Genomic DNA, 21,035 nt, shown 5'->3' on the forward strand with positions numbered 1-21,035 from the left:
TGAAGCCGTCTGGCACCGAGCTTTGCGGCGTGTGACCACGCAGTTTTTATGACGTGGAGCAGTTTGGCCCAAGCGTTTGCTTGTGTATGCTCCGTCCACGTTTCGGGCTCACCATTATAAGAACACTGCCTATGACCCTCAGCACCGACCTGCCTGGCCCCTCGATGGCGCCTGCGCAGGTTATCCATAAACACTACGCCACTGAGATGGCGGTCGAGCGCACTCGCCTGTTGTATCAAGGTTCGCTGCTGCCGACCCTATTAATGTTGGTGAACGGCCTGGTATGCGCCTGGCTGCTGTGGAACCCCAAACAATACCTGCTCGACAGCATCTGGCTGGTGTGGCTCCTCGCCCTGGTGGCCATGCGCGTGATCCAGGTGGCGGCGTTTGATTCGGCGATGCCCAGCCGACAGGCGCAGCCGGTGTGGCGGCGCATGTTCATGCTCGGTTCGGCGGTCAGTGGCCTGACGCTGGCCACTGCGGCCATCGCCCTGGCGCCGGTTAACAGCTTCATGCAGCAAGCCTGGGTGTTCGGCCTGATCGGCGCGGCGACATTATCGGCCAGCGTGGCCTACGCCGTGAGCCTGCCGGCGTTTCTATCCTTCGCTGTGCCGTGCCTGGTGCCGTCTATTGTCTACCTGTTATGGGATGGTAGCCCGCAGCAACAAGGTTGGGGTGTGCTCGGCCTGATCCTGCTGGTGTCGCTGAACCTGGTGGCCTGGCAGGTCAACCGCCTGATCCAGCGTGAACTCCTGCGGCGTTTCCAGAACCAGGCGCTGATCGAGCATCTCCAGCAGGCGCAGCAGCGCAGCGAACAGTTGAATCAGGATTTGGTGCGTGAAGTCGAGCAGCGCCGTCAGGTCGAACAAGAGCTGCGCGAAGCCCAGATCGGCCTGCAGGACCGTGTGGCGCAACGTAGTCAGGAGTTGGACGTCGCCAGCCTGGCCCTGAATAAAAGTGAAGCGCGTCTGGCCATGGCGTTGCAAGCCAGCGAACTGGGCTTGTGGGACTGGAACCTGCAAACCGACGAAGTCCATCACACCCAGCTCAAAGAGCTATTCGGCCTGGAGCCGGAGTACGTCACGGCCATGCTCGGCCACCTCAAACCGCGCTTGCACCCGGATGACTTACCGTTGCTCAAACGCGCGTTGGTGGAGCACCTCAAGGGGCGCACCGAGGATTACCAGGTGGAATACCGCGTGCGCCATGGCGATGGTCACTGGGTATGGATCGAAGACCGTGGCCGCGCGGTGGAGCGCGCTGCGAGCGGGCGAGTGATTCGAATGCTCGGTACGCGGCGCGACATCAGTGCCGGCAAGGCGCTCGAAGAACAACAGCGGCTGGCCTCGACGGTGTTCGAAGCCGCCAGCGAAGGCATCGTGATCCTCGACCCGGATTACGCGCTGATCGCAGTCAACCAGGCCTTCAGTCGCGTCACCGGTTTTGACATTGATGACATGCTCGGTCGCAACGTGGTGGAGCTACCCAGCAGCCGCGATGCCCGACGCCACTTCCCGGTGATCCGCCAAGCTTTGCTCAGTCACGGCACCTGGCAGGGTGAACTGGTGGAAACACGCAAGAACGGCGAGCTTTACCCGCAGTGGCTGCAATTGAATGTTGTGCGTGATGTTCGTGGAAAAGTCAGTCACATCGTGGGCTTCTTCGCTGATCTGTCGGCGCGGCGCGAGTCCGAGGAGCGCATGCGCTACCTCACTCACTACGATGAATTGACCGGACTGGCCAACCGCTCGCTGTTCCGCGAACGGCTGCGCGAAGCCCACCAGCGCGTGCGCCAGGGCGGGCGCAGTCTGGCGTTGCTGCATATCAACCTGGACCGCTTCAAGCTGCTCAATGACAGCTTGGGCCATGAGGTGGCCGATCAGTTGCTGCAAAAGATGGCCCGCCGGTTGATCAACGCCTTGCCCGAAGCCGACACCATTGCGCGCCTGTCCGGCGATGAGTTCGCTGTCTTGTTCGACGCCTACGGTAGCCTGTCGAGCCTGGCGCGGGTGGCCACGCGGCTGCTGGCCAAGCTGCGAGTGCCGGTGACGGTGGAGGGGCATGAGCTGGTGGTTAGCGCTTCGATGGGCGTGAGTTTGCTGCCGGACAATGCGCGTGAAATTTCCGAGCTGGTCAACCAATCGAATATGGCCATGCAACACGCCAAGCACCTGGGCGGCAACAACTTCCAGTTCTACACCGACAGCCTGCAAGGCAGCACCCTTGAGCGCCTGCAGTTGGAAAACCATCTGCGTAAAGCCATCGAGGAGCGCCAGCTTTCGGTGTTCTACCAGCCGAAACTGTGCCTGGCCACCGGTAGGCTCAATGCTGCTGAAGCGTTGGTGCGTTGGGAGCATCCACAATGGGGCATGGTGCCGCCCTGCGACTTTATCGGCCTGGCCGAAGAAACGGGCCTTATCGTGCCGCTGGGCGAATTCGTGTTGCGCGAGGCTTGCTGGCAAGCCTGTGAATGGCAGCGCCAGGGGTTGGCTTCGATTCGGGTGTCGGTGAATCTCTCGGTTCACCAATTGCGCCAGGGCAAGCTGGTCAGCCTGGTGCGCCAAGTATTGGAAGAAACCGGCCTGGACCCGCAATACCTGGAGCTGGAACTGACTGAGAGCCAACTGCTCGACAGCGTTGAACACATCATCGCCACTTTCCAGCAACTGCGTGACCTGGGGGTGAAGCTTGCCATCGATGACTTTGGCACGGGTTACTCGTCCCTCAGCTACCTCAAGCGCATCCCTGTGGACTACGTGAAAATCGACCAGACCTTTATCCGTGGGCTCGGACAGGGGCGCGAGGATGCGGCCATCACCCGAGCGATTATCGCCATGGCCCACGGCTTGGCGCTCAAGGTCGTGGCCGAAGGCGTGGAAGATCAGCAGCAGCTGGATTTCCTGCGGGCGGAGCGTTGCGACGAAGTGCAGGGGTATTTGATCAGCCGGCCGATGCAGGCTGACGGGTTGGCAGAATTGTTACGGAAAAATGCAGATTATCCTTAGCGACGCCAAGGGCGCCGGAGTGGCTACAAAGCTCCTAGCCTTTGAATATGAGGGTGGCAGGGCAATTAAGTGATGCGTCGGACGGGCAAAACGACAATTCTTGTAGTATAACTACAAGCTTGCTACATCCCCTGGCCCTGCCAATAACAAGAGTCCGTCCTTTGAACCTGTTGCAACATATCGCCCAGTCGCGCCACCTGTTACGCAAATCGGAACTCAAGGTTGCCGATCACGTGCTGCTTGACCCTGCGGCTGTGATGCACAGTTCCATGGCCGACTTGGCCCACAGCGTTGGCATCAGCGAGCCGACCATCGTGCGCTTCTGCCGCGCCATCGGTTGCTCCGGGTTCCAGGACCTGAAACTCAAATTGGCCCAAAGCCTGGCCGCCGGTGCCAGTTTTGGTCAGTTTGCAATCCATGAAGACGACTCCGTCGCCGATTACAGCCTCAAGATCTTTGACACCACCTTGCACACCCTCATGGAAGTGCGCGAGAAGCTCGACCCGGTGGAGCTGCAAAAAGCCGTGACTGCCATGTCCCAGGCTCAGCGTGTGGAGTTCTACGGCTTCGGTGCGTCCGGCGCGGTGGCGGCAGATGCCCAGCACAAATTCTTCCGCCTGCTGCTGACAGCAGCGGCGTACAGCGACCCGCATATGCAGGCGATGTCGGCGGTGACTTTGAAGCCGACGGATGTGGCGATCTGTATTTCCCAGTCGGGCCGCTCCAAGGACCTGCTGATCACCGCCAATCTGGTGCGTGAAAGCGGCGCGTCGTTGATTACTCTGTGCCCGAGTCAGACGCCGTTGGCCGAACTGTCCACAGTCAACCTGGCGATCGACGTGCATGAAGACACCGAGATCTACACGCCTCTGACGTCACGCATCGCCCATCTGGTGGTGATCGACGTGTTGGCGATGGGCGTGGCCATGGCGCGCGGGCCGAGCCTGGTCAACCACCTCAAGAGTGTGAAACGCAGCTTGCGTAGCCTGCGGTTGTCGCCCAAGTCCGTCAAAGCCCTCGACGACTGATCCAGGGCCATACACGCTCAAAATGTGGGGGGGCTTGCTCCCGATAGTAGTGGGTCAGTCAAAGAGAAATCGGCTGATGTACTGTAATCGGGAGCAAGCCCCCTCCCACATTTGGATTGTTTACCTATTCGGAAGATTCATCGTCCTGTAACCCCCGCGCCGTTAAACCGTCATCGCTACGATCCATCCTGTACTCCCCGTACTCGCTTTGGGAGACACCAAATGGCCCGTCCCTACGAAGACAGCAACAGCACCGTAAAGACCCGTCGTCAGCAGGAAGACCAGCGTCGCATGGCGTTCCGTCGCGCAATTGAAGACCGTTGCCAGGAGCGCCAACTGCTCCAGAGCATCAGTGACTACCCAGAACTCCACTGGCAGGCACCCGCGGCTGCCCAGCGAAGCGTTCAGCCAGCGCGCTGATTTGCACACGCTCGCTGCGAATAAAGCCCAGGAACGCATGGGCCACCGGTGACAGGCGCTTGGCCTTGGCTTGCACCAGGCACCAACTGCGGTACAGCGGCAGCTCTTCCACCGGCAGCTCCTTGAGCCCGCCGGTGGCCAGTTCCATATTCACCGCATGGCGCGTCAGCAAAGCCACGCCCAAGCCTGCGCACACGCATTCACGCTGCGCCTCGGCCGAAGCCACTTCCACCGTCTGGGTGAAGTGCACGCGCTTCTCCTTGAAATACTCCTCGCAGGCCAGTCGCGTGCCGGAGCCCGGTTCGCGCACCAATAGTGTGTAAGGCTCCAGGTCTTGCAGACGCAGTGGCCCCTGCAGACTCAATGGATGATCGGGTGGAGCGACGGCAACAATCGGATTGTTGAGAAACGGCAGGAATTCCAACCCCCTGTCTTGGGGCACCATGGACATAATCACGAGGTCGTCGCGGTTGTCGGAAAGACGCCGGATCACCTGGGCGCGGTTGACCACTGTCAGGTGCAGTTGTACTTCCGGATGCTGGCGCTTGAACGCGGCAAACAGGTGCGGCACGAAATACTTGGCACTGGATTCAATCGCGAGCTTTAGCTGACCTTGCAATGAACCTTGCATGTCCGACAGCTGCATATCGAGGTTTTCCAGGCGCCCGAAGATGTCACGACTGGCCCGTTGCAGCGCCTCGGCGGCCTCGGTCATGTAGAGTTTTTTACCCACATAATCGAACAGCGGCTGGCCGATCAGCTCCTCCAGCTGACGAATTTGCAGGCTGACGGCCGGTTGTGTCAGAGACATTTCCTCGGCTGCACGGCTGTAAGAGCGTAAATCGCACACTTCATTGAAAATCTGCAATTGACGCAATGTCATACGCATCAATGACTTACGCATAATTCAAATACCCATCCCGGCCGTAATGCGGTGACTATAAGTCTTTACTTATACACAACCCAATAATTATTGATTTTTGTTAATCCCTGCTGGGGCTTAGTGTGTGTCTCGCGACTGTCATGAAACATTTAGTCACGCGCCGACCTAGCTCCAGGGGTCGAAGAACGCAGCAATCGGCTCAAGGGAATTTCCAAGTGATAAAAAAGATCCTGATCGCCAACCGTGGTGAAATTGCCGTACGAATCGTGCGTGCTTGCGCCGAGATGGGCATTCGCTCGGTCGCGGTCTATTCCGACGCCGACCGCCACGCGTTGCACGTTAAACGTGCCGACGAAGCTCACAGCATTGGTGCCGAGCCTTTGGCCGGTTATCTAAACCCGCGCAAGCTGGTGAACCTGGCCGTGGAAACCGGTTGTGATGCGCTGCACCCTGGCTATGGCTTCCTGTCGGAAAATGCCGAGTTGGCAGACATCTGTGCTGAGCGTGGGATCAAGTTCATCGGCCCGTCCGCTGAAGTGATCCGCCGCATGGGCGACAAGACCGAAGCGCGCCGCAGCATGATCAAAGCCGGCGTGCCGGTCACGCCAGGCACCGAAGGCAACGTCGCCGACATCGCCGAAGCCCTCACCGAAGGCGACCGCATTGGTTACCCGGTGATGCTCAAGGCCACCTCGGGTGGTGGCGGTCGCGGGATTCGTCGTTGCAACAGTCGCGAAGAACTTGAACAAGCCTTCCCCCGCGTCATCTCCGAAGCCACCAAGGCCTTTGGTTCGGCGGAAGTGTTCCTGGAAAAATGCATCGTCAATCCCAAGCACATTGAGGCGCAGATCCTCGGTGACAGCTTCGGCAACGTGGTGCACCTGTTCGAGCGCGATTGCTCGATCCAGCGTCGCAACCAGAAGCTGATCGAGATCGCCCCAAGCCCACAGCTGACCCCTGAACAGCGCGCCTACATCGGCGACCTGTCGGTGCGCGCGGCCAAGGCCGTGGGCTACGAGAACGCCGGTACCGTGGAGTTCCTACTCGCCGAGGGCGAGGTGTACTTCATGGAAATGAACACCCGGGTTCAGGTGGAACACACCATCACCGAAGAAATCACCGGGATCGACATCGTTCGTGAGCAGATCCGCATCGCCTCCGGCCTGCCTCTGTCGGTGAAACAGGAAGACATCCAGCACCGTGGCTTCGCGTTGCAGTTCCGCATCAACGCCGAAGACCCGAAAAACAACTTCCTCCCGAGCTTCGGCAAGATCACCCGTTACTACGCGCCCGGCGGTCCCGGCGTGCGCACTGACACGGCTATCTATACCGGCTACACCATCCCACCGTTCTACGACTCCATGTGCCTGAAACTGGTGGTGTGGGCGTTGACCTGGGAAGAAGCCATGGACCGCGGCCTGCGTGCCCTGGACGACATGCGCCTGCAAGGCGTGAAGACCACCGCCGCCTACTACCAGGAAATCCTGCGTAACCCGGAATTCCGTAGCGGCCAGTTCAACACCAGTTTTGTGGAAAGCCACCCTGAGCTGACCAACTACTCGATCAAGCGCAAACCCGAAGAGCTGGCCCTGGCCATCGCCGCCGCCATCGCCGCCCACGCAGGCCTGTGAGGAATACAACAATGACCAAGAAAATCTTCGTAACCGACACCATCCTGCGCGACGCCCACCAATCGTTGCTGGCGACCCGCATGCGCACCGACGACATGCTGCCGATCTGCGACAAGCTCGACAAAGTCGGCTACTGGTCCCTGGAAGTCTGGGGCGGCGCGACCTTCGACGCCTGCGTACGCTTTCTGAAAGAAGACCCGTGGGAGCGCCTGCGCAAACTGCGCGCCGCGTTGCCTAACACCCGCCTGCAAATGTTGCTGCGTGGTCAGAACCTGCTGGGCTACCGCCATTACAGCGACGATGTGGTGAAAGCCTTCGTCGCCAAGGCAGCAGTGAATGGCATCGATGTGTTCCGTATCTTCGATGCGATGAACGATGTGCGTAACCTGCGCGTGGCCATCGAAGCCGTAAAAGCCGCCGGCAAACATGCTCAAGGCACCATCGCTTACACCACGAGCCCGGTGCACACCATCGACGCGTTCGTGGCGCAGGCCAAGCAACTGGAATCCATGGGTTGCGATTCGATCGCGATCAAGGACATGGCCGGCCTGCTGACCCCATACGCCACCGGCGAGCTGGTCAAGGCGCTGAAGGCCGAGCAGAACCTGCCGATCTTCATCCACTCCCATGACACCGCCGGCTTGGCCGCGATGTGCCAACTCAAGGCCATCGAAAACGGTGCCGACCATATCGACACGGCCATCTCCAGCTTCGCCTGGGGCACCAGCCACCCGGGTACCGAGTCGATGGTCGCCGCCCTTAAAGGCAGCGAATTCGATACCGGCCTCGACTTGGAACTGCTGCAAGAGATCGGTCTGTACTTCTACGCCGTGCGCAAGAAGTACCACCAGTTCGAAAGCGAATTCACCGCCGTCGACACCCGTGTGCAAGTCAACCAGGTACCGGGCGGGATGATTTCCAACCTGGCCAACCAGTTGAAAGAGCAGGGCGCCCTCAACCGCATGAGCGAAGTACTGGCCGAAATCCCGCGTGTGCGTGAAGACCTCGGCTTCCCGCCGCTGGTCACGCCAACGTCGCAGATCGTCGGCACTCAAGCGTTCTTCAACGTGCTGGCCGGTGAGCGCTACAAGACCATCACCAATGAGGTGAAGCTCTACCTGCAAGGCGGCTACGGCAAAGCGCCGGGCACTGTGAACGAGAAGTTGCGTCGCCAGGCCATCGGCAGCGAAGAAGTGATCGACGTGCGCCCAGCCGACCTGCTTAAGCCAGAGATGACCAAGCTGCGCGGAGAAATCGGCGCATTGGCCAAATCCGAAGAAGACGTGCTGACCTACGCCATGTTCCCGGACATCGGCCGCAAGTTCCTCGAAGAACGCGACGCCGGCACCTTGGCCCCGGAAGTGCTGTTACCCATCCCTGAAGCCGGCGGCGTAGCCCGTGCCGGTGGCGAAGGTGTGCCGACCGAGTTCGTCATCGACGTACATGGCGAAAGCTACCGCGTGGACATCACCGGTGTCGGCGTAAAAGCCGAAGGTAAGCGTCATTTCTACCTGTCCATCGACGGTATGCCGGAAGAAGTGGTGTTCGAGCCGCTCAACGAATTTGTCGGCGGCGGCAGCAGCAAACGCAAGCAGGCCAGCGAGCCGGGCCATGTCAGCACTGCAATGCCGGGCAATATCGTTGACGTGCTGGTCAAGGAAGGCGACGTGGTCAAGGCCGGTCAGGCGGTGTTGATTACCGAAGCCATGAAGATGGAAACCGAAGTGCAGGCACCGATTGCCGGCAAGGTGACCGCTGTCCATGTGGCCAAGGGCGACCGGGTGAACCCTGGCGAAATCTTGATTGAAGTCGAAGGCTGATACAGCCTTCGACACTAACGTTTAATCCTCGGGGGGCATGTGCCCCCTTTTTTTTCGCCTTTAAAACGCCATCGCCCACTGGCCCGTCAGACCCTGGTTGCGGCTGTTGCTGCCAAATTCCGCGGTGTAGGCCAGGCCGACGCTGTGTTCGGCCGACAGCGTCAGGTCCAGGCCGGTGCGCAGCGCGAGGCTGTTGCGGTCAAGAGACGTGCCGCCGATGGTGAACTCACTGTTGAAGTCCTCGCGTTTTTCATGGACGAAGGACTGGCGCACGCGGCTGTCGACATTGCCATACAGGTGTTTCCAACTGCTGCTCAGGTGCGGTTTGAGGATCATGCGGTTGCCCAGCGCGAAGTCTTGGGAGACTCGCACGCCGAAGGTATTGCTGAGGTTTTGCTGGGTTTGTGTGCCAACGTTCAGCGCGCCGTAGCCGCCTTTTTCCTCGAAACGATCACGCTGATAGCGCTGGAAACCGACGGCGGCATAGGGCTCGGCACGCCAGCCGGCAGCGTCCAACTGATAGCCCAACTCGGCAAAAGCGTTCTGGCTGTGGGCCTTGTATTTGCCGCTGAGCTGCTCACGATAGTCGAGCAAGCCTAGATCGACCGAGCGTTTGTTCTGCCCGCGATGGCTGCTGTAAAGCGCACCGAGGCGCATCGAGAGCGGCCCGTCCTGACGTGCGGCGTAGGTGCCGAGGTGCCAGCTGTCCACTTCACCCTTGAAACCCTTGGTGCTCAAGTCGCTGCCGGACTTGCCGCCCACCACACCGATTCGCCACGCGTGGTCGATTGACCAGTCGGCGCCGAGCAGCACGCCTTGGGTGCTTTGGCTCAAGCCGGCGCTGCCGTGTTGGGCGTCGAGCCTGCCGCCGCTGTCCAGGCCCTGCAGCCAAACTCGGCCTGTCTCGCGGGTGTCCATATCTAACTGACGTACTGCCGAGAGCAGGCTGGCGTTCAACTGCTTCAGGGCGTTTTGCGTGGCGGTGCCCAGATTGGCGTTTTGGCTGCCGGCCAGTTGCTCAAGCGCGGCCCCGACCTGGCCGGGCGCAAGGCTGGACAGGTACTGGCCGTAATCGTCCAGCTCGTCCTTGGCCTGTTCGCTGATTTCGTCCGACGCGTACAGTTCATCCACGGCAGCGTCGAGCACGCGGGCGACGTTCAGGCCGTTGCGACTCGTCGCCCGATCCGCGAAGTAGAAGTCATCTGGCCCTGGGATGGCCGGTTCGAACTGTCGGCTTTTATCGGGCATGACAATCCAATCAAGCCATTCGCTGTCCGGCTCCATATCGCCCCGTGCCTGCGCGTCTTGAGTACTCGCGACACCCAGCGACAGCATGATCGCCAGTGCGAGTTGTTTGTGTATGAACGGCATGTAGGCCCACCTCTTGATATTTGAGGCGGGGAATTTAGCGATGCTCAGGCGGGATAAATGTCAGGCGCAGTGCCGCTGGATTGCAGGAGACTTCCCAGGTCTTGTGCGATAAGGCGCGCGGTTTGCAGAGGGGGGGCGGGTGCGACGCCCGCTCTACTGACTTCACCCGCGCCGAACATAGCCCTTGCCAAAGTGACGTTCCATCCGCGCCTGGATCAATTCCAGGGCGAGGGACATCACCCAGTAGATGATCGCGGCAGTGGTGAGCATCTCGATGTAGCGATAGCTTGAGCGGCCGTAGGATTGCGCCAGGAACATCACTTCCCACACGCCCATCACCGAGATCAGGGACGAGTCCTTGAGCATCGAGATGAATTGGTTAGTCGCGGGCGGAACAATGGTGCGCATGGCTTGGGGCAGGGTGACGTGCCAGAAGATCGCGTTATCGCGCATGCCCAGCGCGAGGGCGGCTTCGCGTTGGCCGTGGGGCACGCCAAGGATGCCGGCGCGGAAGATTTCGCTCAGGTACGCGCCATAGTTCAGCGACAGAGCAATGATCCCAGCCGTGATCGCGCCGGGCACCAGGCCCAGTTGCGGCATGCCCAGATAGATCAGCAGGATCTGGATCAGCAACGGCGTGCCACGGAAGAACGAGGCGTAGAAGGTGGCGATGCCAAACGCCACCGCGCTGCTGGACAGGCGCCCCAGTGCCGTGACGAAGCCCAGCGCCGACGACACCAGAATCGAACACAGGCACAGGAACAGCGTTAACGCCGCGCCCTGCAGGAAACCATTGGGCGCCAGGTGCAGGCCGACCAGGTTGGGCAGCTTGTCGAGAATGATCGAGAACTTCAGGTCAAAGCTCAGGAAGAAGCTCGCAAACAGGGCGAACAGCGCCGCCCAGGTCAGGTAAAGCCGCGTGCGAAAACTCATCGGCTGATATCAGCGCCGATCCATTTTTGCGACAGCTTGCTCAAGGTGCCGTCCTGCTTGAGCTGGGCAAACACCTCACGCACTTTGCTGTCCCACGCGGCGTCGCCTTTTTCGATAGCTACCGAGTTGGGCTCCGAGTACAGCGGTTCGCCAGCAAGCTTGAAGCGTTTGTCCTGGGTCAGGCGAGGCTGTGCGGTCACCAGGTTGGTAAGGATCGCGTCCAGGCGCACGCCGGCGCCGAGGCCGAGGTCCTGGAAGGCGACGTTGTCAGTGTCGTACGGCGCGATCTGCACCTCTTCGAACGGGTACTGCAGTTGTGTGTCTTCAGCGCCTTCGATCACCAGGTTCTTGTTCAGGTAGCTTTCATAGCTGGAGGCACTGGTGAGGCCGACTTTCTTGCCGCTCAAATCCTTGGCGGCGTGAATGCGGTCGTCCTTGGCATTGACCACGATCACGGCCGGCGAAGCGTAGTACTCCACCGGGAAGTCGAACACTTCGGCGCGGGCTTTGCTCGGGGTCATCGAGCAGATGCAAATATCGTAGCGTCCGCTCCAGCGGCCAGCGGCGATCACGTCCCACGATGGCGTTTCCAAACGCAGCTTCACACCGCAATTTTTGCGCCACGGCCTTGGCCACATCGACGTCAAAACCATCCAACTGGTTCTGGTCATTGAGAAACGAGAACGGCGGATAGCTTTCCATCAGCACGCCCACCAGCTCTTTTTTCTGTTCGATCCGGTCCAGGGTCGTACCGCCAAACGCCTGGGTGGAGGCAGCCAGTGTCATCAGGCCCAGGGCCAGCAGGGGTTTAAGTTTCACGAAGGACACCTTTAGAAAAAAGAGTTGGTATGAAGCGAATTGAACGTATTAAATAGTTATAAGAACGACTCTCATAGTGAGTTATTTTCATAAGCTTATGAGTAAAAAGCATATGGGCGCAGAAACAGTAATTCTCGATGGCGGCATGGGCCGTGAACTGCAGCGCCGTGGCGCGCCGTTTCGCCAGCCGGAGTGGTCGGCATTGGCGCTGAGCGAAGCGCCGCAGGCGGTGGAGGCTGTGCATGCGGCCTATATCGACAGCGGTGCCAACGTGATCACCAGCAACAGCTACGCGGTGGTGCCGTTTCATATCGGTGAAGCGCGGTTTGCTGCCGAAGGCCAGGCCTTGGCGGCGTTGGCCGGCGAATTGGCGCGTCGTGCGGTAACGGCGTCGGGTAAAAACGTGCGGGTGGCCGGTTCGCTGCCGCCGCTGTTTGGCTCCTATCGTCCGGACTTGTTTGAAGCACAGCGCGTGTCTGAGTTGCTCACCCCACTGGTGCAGGGTCTCGCGCCCCACGTCGACTTGTGGCTGGCGGAAACCCAGAGTTCAATCGTCGAGGCGCGGGCGATTCATGCCGGCCTGCCTCAGGATGGCAAGCCGTTCTGGCTGTCGTTTACCTTGAAAGATGAAGACACTGACGACGTCCCGCGCCTGCGCTCCGGCGAGCCGGTGGCAGACGCGGCCGAAGTGGCGGCGCAGTTGGGTGTGCAAGTGTTGTTGTTCAATTGCAGCCAGCCGGAAGTGATTGGCGCCGCCATCGACGCGGCGCGTCAAACCTTCGAGCGTCTGGGTGTGTCGATCCAGATCGGCGCCTACGCCAATGCCTTCCCGCCGCAACCCAAGGAAGCCACGGCCAACGATGGCCTGGATCCGTTGCGCGAGGACCTCGATCCGCCGGGCTACCTGCATTGGGCCGCGGACTGGCAGAAACGCGGTGCCAGCCACCTGGGCGGTTGCTGCGGGATCGGGCCGGAGCACATTGCGGTGCTGGCCCAGAAGCTGAACTAAGGCTTAAGCCTGGCGGCACTGCGCCAGGCTTTTTACCTGACCCGAGGCGGTTTGGTTGGACTCCGACAACCACGCCTCAAACCCCGCGCCCACCGTCGGCCATTCCGAATCCAAAATCGAATACCACGCCGTATCCCGGTTCTGCCCCTTGACCACCATATGCTGGCGGAACACCCCCTCAAAACTGAACCCCAACCGCTCAGCCGCATATTTGGAGCGGGCGTTGCCGTTGTTGCACTTCCATTCCAGGCGGCGGTAGCCCTGCTCGAACGCGTATTTGGCCAAGAGGTACACCGCTTCGGTGCTTTTGGGTGAGCGCTGCATCGGCGCGCCGAAGGTGACATGCCCGATTTCTATGCGGCCTTGGGCCGGGACGATGGACATCAGGCTGAGGATGCCCTGCACCTGGCCGGTCGCGCGGTCGACGATGCTGAAGAAGTACGGGTCGGTATTGGCCGCGTGGTTGTTCAGCCACGCATCGAACGCGGCGCGCTCGGTAAACGGGCCGTACGGCAAGTAATCCCACAGCTTGGGGTCGGCGCCGGGGCCTTCGAGGGCTTGCCACAGTTGATCGGCGTGGCGCGCCGGGTCGAGTTTTTCCAGGTGGATAAAGCGCCCTTCGAGCAGTTGAGCGGTGGGCGCCGGGACGCCTTTCCAGTCGGCGAGGGAAGTAGACATGCTGCGCTCCTTAAAGACCTTTACGAAATTGAATGAAGCCAGGGCGTTCGGCGATGCGCTCGTAGAGTTGGATCGCGGTGGCGTTGGTCTCGTGGGTCAGCCAGTGCACCTTGCAGCAGCCGTCGGCCTTGGCAGTGGCGTAGACGAACTCGATCAGTTTACGGCCGACACCGGTGCCGCGTTGGGCAGGGTCCACCAGCAAATCCTGCAAATAGCAGGAGTTCTCGATGCTCCAATTAGATCGGTGATAGATGAAGTTGACCATGCCCACCGCCTTGCCGTCCTGCCAGGCCAGTGCCGAATGGGTCGGCTCGCTGGCGTCGATCAGGCGCTGCCAGGTGCTTTGGCTGACGGCGTCCGGCAGTTCGGTGTTGTAGAACGTCAAGTACGCCTGCCAAAGCGGCAACCAGGCGGCGTGGTCGGCTGCGGTGACCTGGCGGATGTCGATCTGGCTCATTCTGAAACTCCTTGGGGAATAAAACGTGCGAGGGTCTGGTCGCGCACGTCCGCGCTGGCGGCGAGGCCGTCGCGCACGCCGGCGATGTCCGCCGCGCTGCGGTTCTGGCTGAGTTTGCGTTTGCCGATCAGGCGCTCGATGGGCAATGCAAAGCCGACGATGGCCTTGAGCATGCCGTCGATGTAATCAGCGGGGGCGTCGCTGACTTTCCATGGTTGCGCACGGTTACCTTCGTGGCGGTCGGTGAGGGCGCTGACCAGCGCCAGCAGGCGCTCGGCATCGGTAAACACCTCGGCCTTGCCGTAGGCATGCACGGCGATGTAATTCCAGGTCGGCACCACTTTGCCGTGCTCGGCCTTGGCCGGGTAAAACGCTGGGCTGATATACGCGTCGGCGCCGGCAAAAATCAGCAGGGCGTCGTTGCCATTCTGTAAATCGCGCCACTGCGGATTGGCCTTGGCCAAGTGCCCGTAAAGCGTGCCGTTGGGGCCTTCATCGGGGTTGAGCAGCAGCGGCAAGTGGCTGGCTTGCAGGCCTTGCTCGCCAAAGGTCACCAGTTGCGCCAGGCGGGTGTGCTGGATCAATTGATGCAGTTCGGGTAAGTCGTCGAGGGCAAAGGCGCGAGGTGTGTACATGAATATTTTCCTTGGCGAATGCCAGCATCCTAGGCAGGCTAATGGTCCGTTGTAAGAGCCATCTACGGCCAATTTCATAGGTCCAATATGTCGCCGACTGCGCCGCCTCTGTCATTCAACCCCGCCGGTATCGAGCTGGATCGCGGCCAGGGCCTGACGCGCCAGCTCTATGAAGCCCTACGCCAGCGCGTACTCGATGGTCGCCTGATCAGCGGCACGCGACTGCCGGCCAGCCGTGACCTGGCCGCCGCGCTGTCGATTTCGCGCAACAGCGTGGTACGTGCCTACGATCAGCTGTATGCCGAGGGGTTTATCGAAGGGCGTGTCGGCGATGGCACTTACGTCGCTCAACTGCCCTCGACGGAAAAACTATCCACAAAAGTATCCACAGGGTTACACACAGGCTTATCCCCAGCCTTATCCACAAAATGGGAAAATTTGCCAGCGGATCTCGATGATGAAGTTATCCACAGACCGGCCTTGGGGCGACTGCAAAACCACTACCTGTCGCAGCCACCCGCAGGGCCGCCGAAGGCGTTTCGGGTCGGTGTGCCGGCTTTCGATCTGTTCCCGTTCGAGGTCTGGGCCAAGCTGAACGGGGCCTTCTGGCGCAAGCCGGACCTGCAACAGCTGTGCTATGGCGACCCTGCAGGCGATGGGCGTCTGCGCGGGCTGATCGCGGCATACCTGCGCAGTTCGCGGGGGATGCAATGTACGGCTGAGCAAATAGTGATCACCAGTGGTGCACAGCAGGCGATTAGCCTTTGTGCACAGTTGCTGGTGGAGCCCGGCGATGGCGTGGCCGTGGAAAACCCTGGCTATCGCGCCGCAGGCCATGCATTTGCCCTGGCCGGTGGGTGCCTGCATGGGGTGCCGGTGGACAGTGACGGCATCGACTGTCAGGCCCTTGATCAACTGGGCGACTGTCGCCTGGCGTACGTCACGCCTTCCCATCAATACCCTTTGGGCGTGGTGATGAGCCTGGCGCGGCGCTTGGAATTGCTGGCCTGGGCCGAGCGCCGAGGCGGCTGGATCGTCGAAGATGACTACGACGGCGAATACCGATACAGCGGCGCGCCCCTGTCACCGTTGGCCGCGCTGGACCGCAGTGGTCGCGTGCTCTACGTGGGCACCTTCGGCAAAGTCGCGTTTCCGGCACTGCGCCTGGGTTATCTGGTGTTGCCGCCGGGTCTGTTGGACGCCTTCTCACGGCGCCGCGCTGTCGACATGCGCCACTCGGAAGTCAGCACTCAGGCAGTGATGGCCGAGTTCATGGCGGCGGGCCATTTTCAACGGCACATCCGCCGCATGCGCCGCGCAGCATTAAGCCGGCGCAATGCCTTGCTGGCCGGTTGGCCCAGCGGTCTGCCGGGGGTTGGCGAGTTGCCGAGCGTAGCGGCGGGGCTGCACATGACGGTGCGCGTGGACAGCTTGGCCCGCGAACAGCAACTGCTGGATCAGGCGCGCTCGGCCGACGTTGAGGTCAATGGTCTGAGCAGCTACTGGCTGGCGCACTCCAACACGCCGGCGGATCAGCGCGCCGGCCTGGTATTGGGGTTTGCCGCCGTGCCTGAAGCCGCGATTACCGACGCGCTGAAGCGTCTGCGCAAGGCCTGGGGCGCCGACAAACAACACGGTCAGCTGTCAAAAAACAGCGATTTGGCGAGTTTCGACCCGATCTGACTGCGGTAAATCGCGATCTGGTCGTGGTCGTTCAAGCCGGTGCGCTGCAGGCTTCCCCCTTGCTTCTGTTGTTCACGCGTCTTGAGGTGCCCGGCGATGTATTCTTCGGCGGCCGCTTGCGCTGAGCTGTAGTGAAAGTGGGCATACCACAGCACGTTGTGGGTTTGATGGTCGCGTATTTCGTACTCGTCCAGAAAGTCTTTGCCCGGCCCCTTGAGGCGACGCCGGGTGATGACCTTGGCAATTTCCACCAAACCCCGGTCAAACAGCCACTCCACCCGTGCCGCTGTGGGCGGTTGCTGCTTGGTCATGCTGATCCGGGTCGTGGTGCCCAGCTCGTACAGGCGCTGCGCCGCGTCGTTGAGCTGCTTGTTAGTGGAGGCTGCGGAAGGGCGATCGCTTTCGGTCAGATTACGTTGGGTCAACGCTTCTTCGATGCGGCTGACGGCACGCTCCAGGCGAGCGGCGTATTGGTGGAACATCTCCTCGATTTCGACCGGAATGCGCCCGGCCTTTTTTGAGTGGCCCAGGGTCCGCAAGGTCGCGGCAGGTTCGTCCTGAAGCAACTGGTCACCCTCTTCGAGGCTCACGTTCAGGTCTATTGCCTGGGGCGGTCGCGGTCCGGAAGGGCGGCTATCGCGTTCGACCCACACCCCAGGCTCTTTCTCATGGAAGGTCGCAATGACTTTGCCCGTCAGCGGCGACTTTACATCCACCAGCCCTTCTTCGGCCGCGCGCGGTTCGCCGACCACCACGCCGTTGAAGCGTGTCTTGATGATCTTGCGCTTGGGGGGTGATGCGGTTTTCGAACTGCCGGGCTTGGGCTCCAACGCTTTGCTTTCCCTGAGCAACAGGGCCAGCTCGCGAACGACGTGCTGATTGAATTCGTTGATCTGCTTGCGCAGGGTTTCCAGGGGCTCGCGCTGTACCTGCTCGGGGTATTCGGCATGCAGGTCCAGCAGGCGCTGGTCAACGATGGAAAATTGATCGACCAGGCTGTTGAGCACGTCGATACGCTCCTCCAACGAGCGAATAGCCGTGTCGGCCAACGCCTCCGTGCAGCTCTGTATGTGAAGATCGGCGGCATCGACGATGGTGTCGAGCAGCTCGCGCGCAGTATCGAACGCTTCGCCTTCGCCCTCTTGGACGCACAGGTGACGGGCCAGGGTGACTTGAAACGCCTTCAAGTCCCGCAATTGAAGCTTGGGCAGGGCGTGTTGCGTGCTCTGAATAACCTTGTTGCCGTCGATGCCCAACGTTTCCAGTTCATGAAAACGTGTCTCTACGTACTCCATGCGTCTGATCATTTCGCCCGTCATGTCCGACATGGCCCGGGCGGTTTGTGTCTTGGTCTTGGCATCAATGCCGGTGACCGACTCAAGGCTCGGGACGGAGCTTTCCAGGGTTTCACGGAACCGCGGTAAGCGTTGGTTGATGGCGGAGCGCGTCAACAGCAGTTGTTTGTGCAAATAGTCGATCATGGAGCTCTGGTAGTTGGGCACGTTATCGATAATGCCCAGTGACCTGAGTTGGCGGATCGGCACGTCGTAATCCAGGATTCGGGCGTCGACCTTGTCGATAAAGCTCTGGCGGCGCAATTCGGTGGAGGGGCCTGCTTCGTCGCCTATCGCCGTGTGTGCGCCGGCGATTTCCGACTGCCTGCTGCGCTCATTGGCATCGAATTCGTCGAGCTGCCTGCGCAGGTCGCCGATTCGAGACGTATTGCGGGTTTGCACGGCCTTGCGCCGGTTTTTGAAGCCACCACCGCGCAGGCGCAGGCGTGTGTCCACAAACCATTGGCCCGCCTTGTTGTTGAGTAGCATGGGGCCCATTCGCGAGGGATTGCCTGGGTCGATGATGACCACGTTATCCGCTTCGTCTACGTTGACTTCGAACCAGCGCGTGCCGACCACGGCGTACCATTTCTGGGCGTTCGGGTAGAGGTGCAGATAGATACCAGGCTCTGTGACCTGAGGTTCCAGGCCCGCGGGCCTCTCGATTTTGAAGCTGTCCAGCGTGGCCTCCAGGCTTGGACGGTCGGTGGGGATGGCGCCGCGAATGTTCAGCAGGCCCTGATGCCGACTCGGCAGCTCGGTGCCCGTTACGTTGTCCAGCCGGGCCACGGAGGTTTTGCTGGGCGGCGGCTCGATTTTTTCGGCGGGTTCGACCGCTGACGATTCTGTTTTCAGCCTGGTTTCTTCGCTGGGTTTTTCGACCGGCGCGTGACGCAAGGCCCCGTGCAGCGCCAGGGCCATGCCAAGGTTGAGTAACAGGTCGACCTGGGCTATCCAGGCGCCTTCGGGGTCCGCTTCGGGGTTGTCCTGCTGGGCGATGTCCTGCAAGTCATCCATGATCTGCCAGATCCAGGCGGCGATACCGGCCGTGCGCCCCAGGAACGGCAACGTCGCATTGAAGATTTGCCAGCCTGCCTGGCGCAAGGTTGCCCAGCGTTTTTGCGCATTGGAGACTGACTGGCGGCCCGCCAGTTCGACCATGGCCTCGGCATTGGCTTTGAACAGTGCGGCCAGCGGGGCTGCGCCAAGCACCTGGTCGCTCAAGGTAATGGAGCCGCTCATGTAAACCATGACCTGCGGCTCGACCAGCCCTCGAATGACCGTCCATGGCGATGGCCATTTATCGGGGAATACATACTGCGCGTAGTTGAAGCGCGCCGCCTCTGGCAGCCAGGCCAGCACCGAGTCGCGAAGTGGGCGCGTGTGTTTGATGGCGTAGATCAGGTTTTGCCGTGACGGATACTGCAGCAGCGTTGGTTCCAGCAAGGGACGGTACAGCAGGCACGGGCCCGCGGCGGCGTCTTTGGCGCCGATCACGAACATATTGGCAACCACATCCTGATCATTGCCGGGGCGCAAGGTCGGTAAGAATGCCAAGGGGCGAATGACAATCTCCTGCCCGTCGACGAGTCGCCCGTGGTCTTCGTCCTGCATTACGGCAGCGACGTAGCGCGCACCGAGTTCATCGACCCCGTGCTGTTGGCGAATCTTGAGTTGCAGTGCCAGCAAAGGCAGCTGTACGCGCAAATGGTTGATGTAGAGCGTTTGTCTGCCCTTGGCCTGAACCGTATCTTCCAGCAGCGTGCGCTTGATCAGCGCCGGGTAGTGCTGGCCGATATCGATGTTTTCAATCACGCCCTTCAGGTAGGTGTAAGACAGCCACGGGGGAGCTGCGCTGCCGTTATAGACCACGCGGGGTTGGCCGGTCGGCAGGCCTGTGAGGTTTTCCAGGGCTAGGTCGATCAGGTTACGGCGTGTGATGTCCGGCGCCGTGGGCACGATGAACGTGCTTCCCCAGACAACCGGGCTTTCGATGTGAACTTCGATCTTGTCGACGTTGATGTTTGCACCTTGGGCGTGCGCACGAACCTGGCTCTGCAACTGATCGCGGGTGTATTCGCGGATCGGCGCAATATCGTCATTGAAGGATGCGCCCTTCTGGAGGGTATGCAACTCGGCAAGATCGATCAGGCGCCGACTGTAGGTGGAAATATCCAAGTCCGAGGCGTGGGCCAGCCAGTCGGGCAACCGCTCATGGATGTCACGGATATTGGATAGCGAGTGATCGCTCAAGTCCTCGACCACCGGCAGGACGTTGGCAACCGCGACCAGGGGGCTGGCGTCGGCGTCCACGTTGATCGCTTTGCGGTCGTCTTTGTCAATCGAGCCTATTGCGTCGAGTTGCAACGCAATCAGTGCGCCGGCCAGGCTGTCGAAGAAATTGCCCGGCGGTTCGTACAGCCGCCACCGCAGGCTTAGCTCATTGTTCCGTGCGTTCATTCGGTCGGGCAGTTGTTCTCCGAATTGCTCCAGCGAGTCGAATTTTTCGTAGCCGTTGACCAGTGAGTAAACCAGGACCCGCTGGCCCTGCCCATGCTCGCCAATCACTACGGCGATGTCCATGAGGGCGGTGTGAGCGGTCTGGCTGTCTTGCAGCGCATCGACGTCGATCAGGTAGGCGTGAGTGTTGTAGCTGTCCTGGGCAGAGCGTGTGGCTCGCTCCGGAAAAAGGAACAGCGACCTGGCTATGGCGCAATCATGTTCATCCCAGCCCTCTTGCGCCGTGACATTCCATACTTTGCGCAGGGATTGTGAGAACACTTTCCAGCGGTGCCCGCTTCGGCCATCGGAGGCATTCCAGTAATTGAGGTACTGCTCCTGGAAGGCAGACAGCATCAGTTCTGACAGCTCATTGATCATGCGCGCAATGGCATCGATTTTTACCGGTAAATGCACCGGTGGCCGGGCGTCGGGTTGCAGTGTCAGGAAGTGTTCGCCATCGAGGTAGATCACCGGCTTCGGGTTCAGCATCTGGCTTGCCAGCACCGAAGTGAGCGACATGGCGTAGGCCGGGGCGGATAGGACTTGATCATCGACGACGCGCCAATTCGGCGTGACGACCATGGCCAGGTCCGGGTCGATGGCCAGGGTTGGATACAGCTCCTTGAGCGCCGAGCGCAGGGTCACGGCGGCCACCTCCCGGCTGTTCGGGCCGGAGGTCAGTTGAGTCAGTAGCTCATAGGTAGTAGGGGGTCGATTGTGGCTGGTGACCGACGGATGATCAGGAAGCGTTGCTTCAGGCATAGGCAAGTCCTTTGCAGAAATGAAGGGCGCGTGAGCGTGGGTGGCTCGGGGCCCTTTCTTGGGAA

The 21,035-nt window shown here is 60.6% G+C and carries 14 protein-coding genes and 1 pseudogene; 7 read left to right on the forward strand and 8 right to left on the reverse strand.

The genetic code is table 11. The annotated features are described in order from the left end of the window. Nucleotides 1–131: 131 nt before the first annotated feature. The 3 genes from ACVWXD_RS25190 to ACVWXD_RS25200 all read left to right on the forward strand — a co-directional run bounded on the left by ACVWXD_RS25190 (nt 132) and on the right by ACVWXD_RS25200 (nt 4,453). The gene (locus ACVWXD_RS25190; protein ID WP_032884483.1) at nt 132–3,005 is read left to right on the forward strand and encodes an EAL domain-containing protein; all 2,874 of its coding nucleotides are present in this window, start codon (nt 132–134) and stop codon (nt 3,003–3,005) included. Nucleotides 3,006–3,166: 161 nt separating this feature from the next. After that, nucleotides 3,167–4,033 carry a transcriptional regulator HexR gene (hexR, locus tag ACVWXD_RS25195; RefSeq protein ID WP_003177007.1) on the forward strand — a complete coding sequence of 289 codons (867 nt, stop codon included), beginning with the start codon at nt 3,167–3,169 and terminating at the stop codon, nt 4,031–4,033. Between the two features lie 222 nt (nt 4,034–4,255). After that, entirely contained in the window at nt 4,256–4,453 is a 198-nt protein-coding gene (locus tag ACVWXD_RS25200; protein ID WP_081797576.1) for a PA3496 family putative envelope integrity protein, read from the forward strand. On the opposite strand, the gene ACVWXD_RS25205 is transcribed toward ACVWXD_RS25200, so the two are convergent. Continuing rightward, nucleotides 4,383–5,357, reverse strand: a complete 975-nt coding sequence (locus ACVWXD_RS25205) for a LysR family transcriptional regulator (protein WP_457371453.1) — start codon at nt 5,355–5,357, stop codon at nt 4,383–4,385. The two genes, ACVWXD_RS25200 and ACVWXD_RS25205, sit on opposite strands and share 71 nt — an antisense overlap. A 194-nt stretch (nt 5,358–5,551) precedes the next feature. On the opposite strand from ACVWXD_RS25205, the gene ACVWXD_RS25210 reads away from it, so the two are divergent. Both ACVWXD_RS25210 and oadA read left to right on the forward strand, forming a co-directional pair. Further along, a complete protein-coding gene (locus ACVWXD_RS25210) occupies nt 5,552–6,967 on the forward strand; it encodes an acetyl-CoA carboxylase biotin carboxylase subunit (protein ID WP_003213442.1) in 1,416 nt (471 codons plus the stop codon). 11 nt (nt 6,968–6,978) lie between these two features. Then, nucleotides 6,979–8,787, forward strand: coding sequence for a sodium-extruding oxaloacetate decarboxylase subunit alpha (oadA, locus tag ACVWXD_RS25215; protein WP_099601780.1), 1,809 nt, complete (start codon nt 6,979–6,981; stop codon nt 8,785–8,787). A gap of 60 nt (nt 8,788–8,847) precedes the next feature. On the opposite strand, the gene ACVWXD_RS25220 is transcribed toward oadA, so the two are convergent. From ACVWXD_RS25220 to ACVWXD_RS25230, 3 genes and pseudogenes are all read right to left on the reverse strand, one after another. Then, a complete protein-coding gene (locus tag ACVWXD_RS25220) occupies nt 8,848–10,158 on the reverse strand; it encodes an autotransporter outer membrane beta-barrel domain-containing protein (RefSeq protein ID WP_401380674.1) in 1,311 nt (436 codons plus the stop codon). 162 nt (nt 10,159–10,320) lie between these two features. Further along, a complete protein-coding gene (locus tag ACVWXD_RS25225) occupies nt 10,321–11,091 on the reverse strand; it encodes an amino acid ABC transporter permease (RefSeq protein WP_032884479.1) in 771 nt (256 codons plus the stop codon). Further along, a pseudogene (locus tag ACVWXD_RS25230) lies at nt 11,088–11,910 on the reverse strand (ABC transporter substrate-binding protein). The gene ACVWXD_RS25225 and the pseudogene ACVWXD_RS25230 overlap by 4 nt, the downstream one beginning before the upstream one ends. Nucleotides 11,911–12,022: 112 nt before the next feature. Between ACVWXD_RS25230 and ACVWXD_RS25235 the strand changes: the two are divergent. Continuing rightward, complete coding sequence (locus tag ACVWXD_RS25235; RefSeq protein ID WP_095185240.1) at nt 12,023–12,919, forward strand: homocysteine S-methyltransferase family protein; 897 nt, start codon at nt 12,023–12,025, stop codon at nt 12,917–12,919. Between the two features lie 3 nt (nt 12,920–12,922). On the opposite strand, the gene ACVWXD_RS25240 is transcribed toward ACVWXD_RS25235, so the two are convergent. Genes ACVWXD_RS25240 through ACVWXD_RS25250 form a run of 3 tightly spaced genes read right to left on the reverse strand, consistent with a single transcriptional unit; the run spans nt 12,923 to nt 14,689 of the window. After that, a complete protein-coding gene (locus tag ACVWXD_RS25240) occupies nt 12,923–13,597 on the reverse strand; it encodes a GNAT family N-acetyltransferase (protein WP_032884476.1) in 675 nt (224 codons plus the stop codon). A gap of 10 nt (nt 13,598–13,607) precedes the next feature. Then, nucleotides 13,608–14,054 (reverse strand): GNAT family N-acetyltransferase, encoded by a 447-nt coding sequence (locus ACVWXD_RS25245; protein WP_032884475.1) that lies wholly within the window; start codon nt 14,052–14,054, stop codon nt 13,608–13,610. Next, nucleotides 14,051–14,689, reverse strand: coding sequence for an FMN-binding negative transcriptional regulator (locus ACVWXD_RS25250; protein WP_095185238.1), 639 nt, complete (start codon nt 14,687–14,689; stop codon nt 14,051–14,053). The genes ACVWXD_RS25245 and ACVWXD_RS25250 overlap by 4 nt, the downstream gene beginning before the upstream one ends. An 87-nt stretch (nt 14,690–14,776) precedes the next feature. On the opposite strand from ACVWXD_RS25250, the gene pdxR reads away from it, so the two are divergent. Beyond that, entirely contained in the window at nt 14,777–16,372 is a 1,596-nt protein-coding gene (pdxR, locus tag ACVWXD_RS25255; protein WP_457371454.1) for a MocR-like pyridoxine biosynthesis transcription factor PdxR, read from the forward strand. Here pdxR and ACVWXD_RS25260 read toward each other — a convergent pair. After that, nucleotides 16,327–20,970, reverse strand: coding sequence for a dermonecrotic toxin domain-containing protein (locus ACVWXD_RS25260; protein ID WP_457371455.1), 4,644 nt, complete (start codon nt 20,968–20,970; stop codon nt 16,327–16,329). The two genes, pdxR and ACVWXD_RS25260, sit on opposite strands and share 46 nt — an antisense overlap. Between the last annotated feature and the right edge of the window lie 65 nt (nt 20,971–21,035).

It is taken from the genome of Pseudomonas sp. TE3911 (assembly GCF_054062775.1).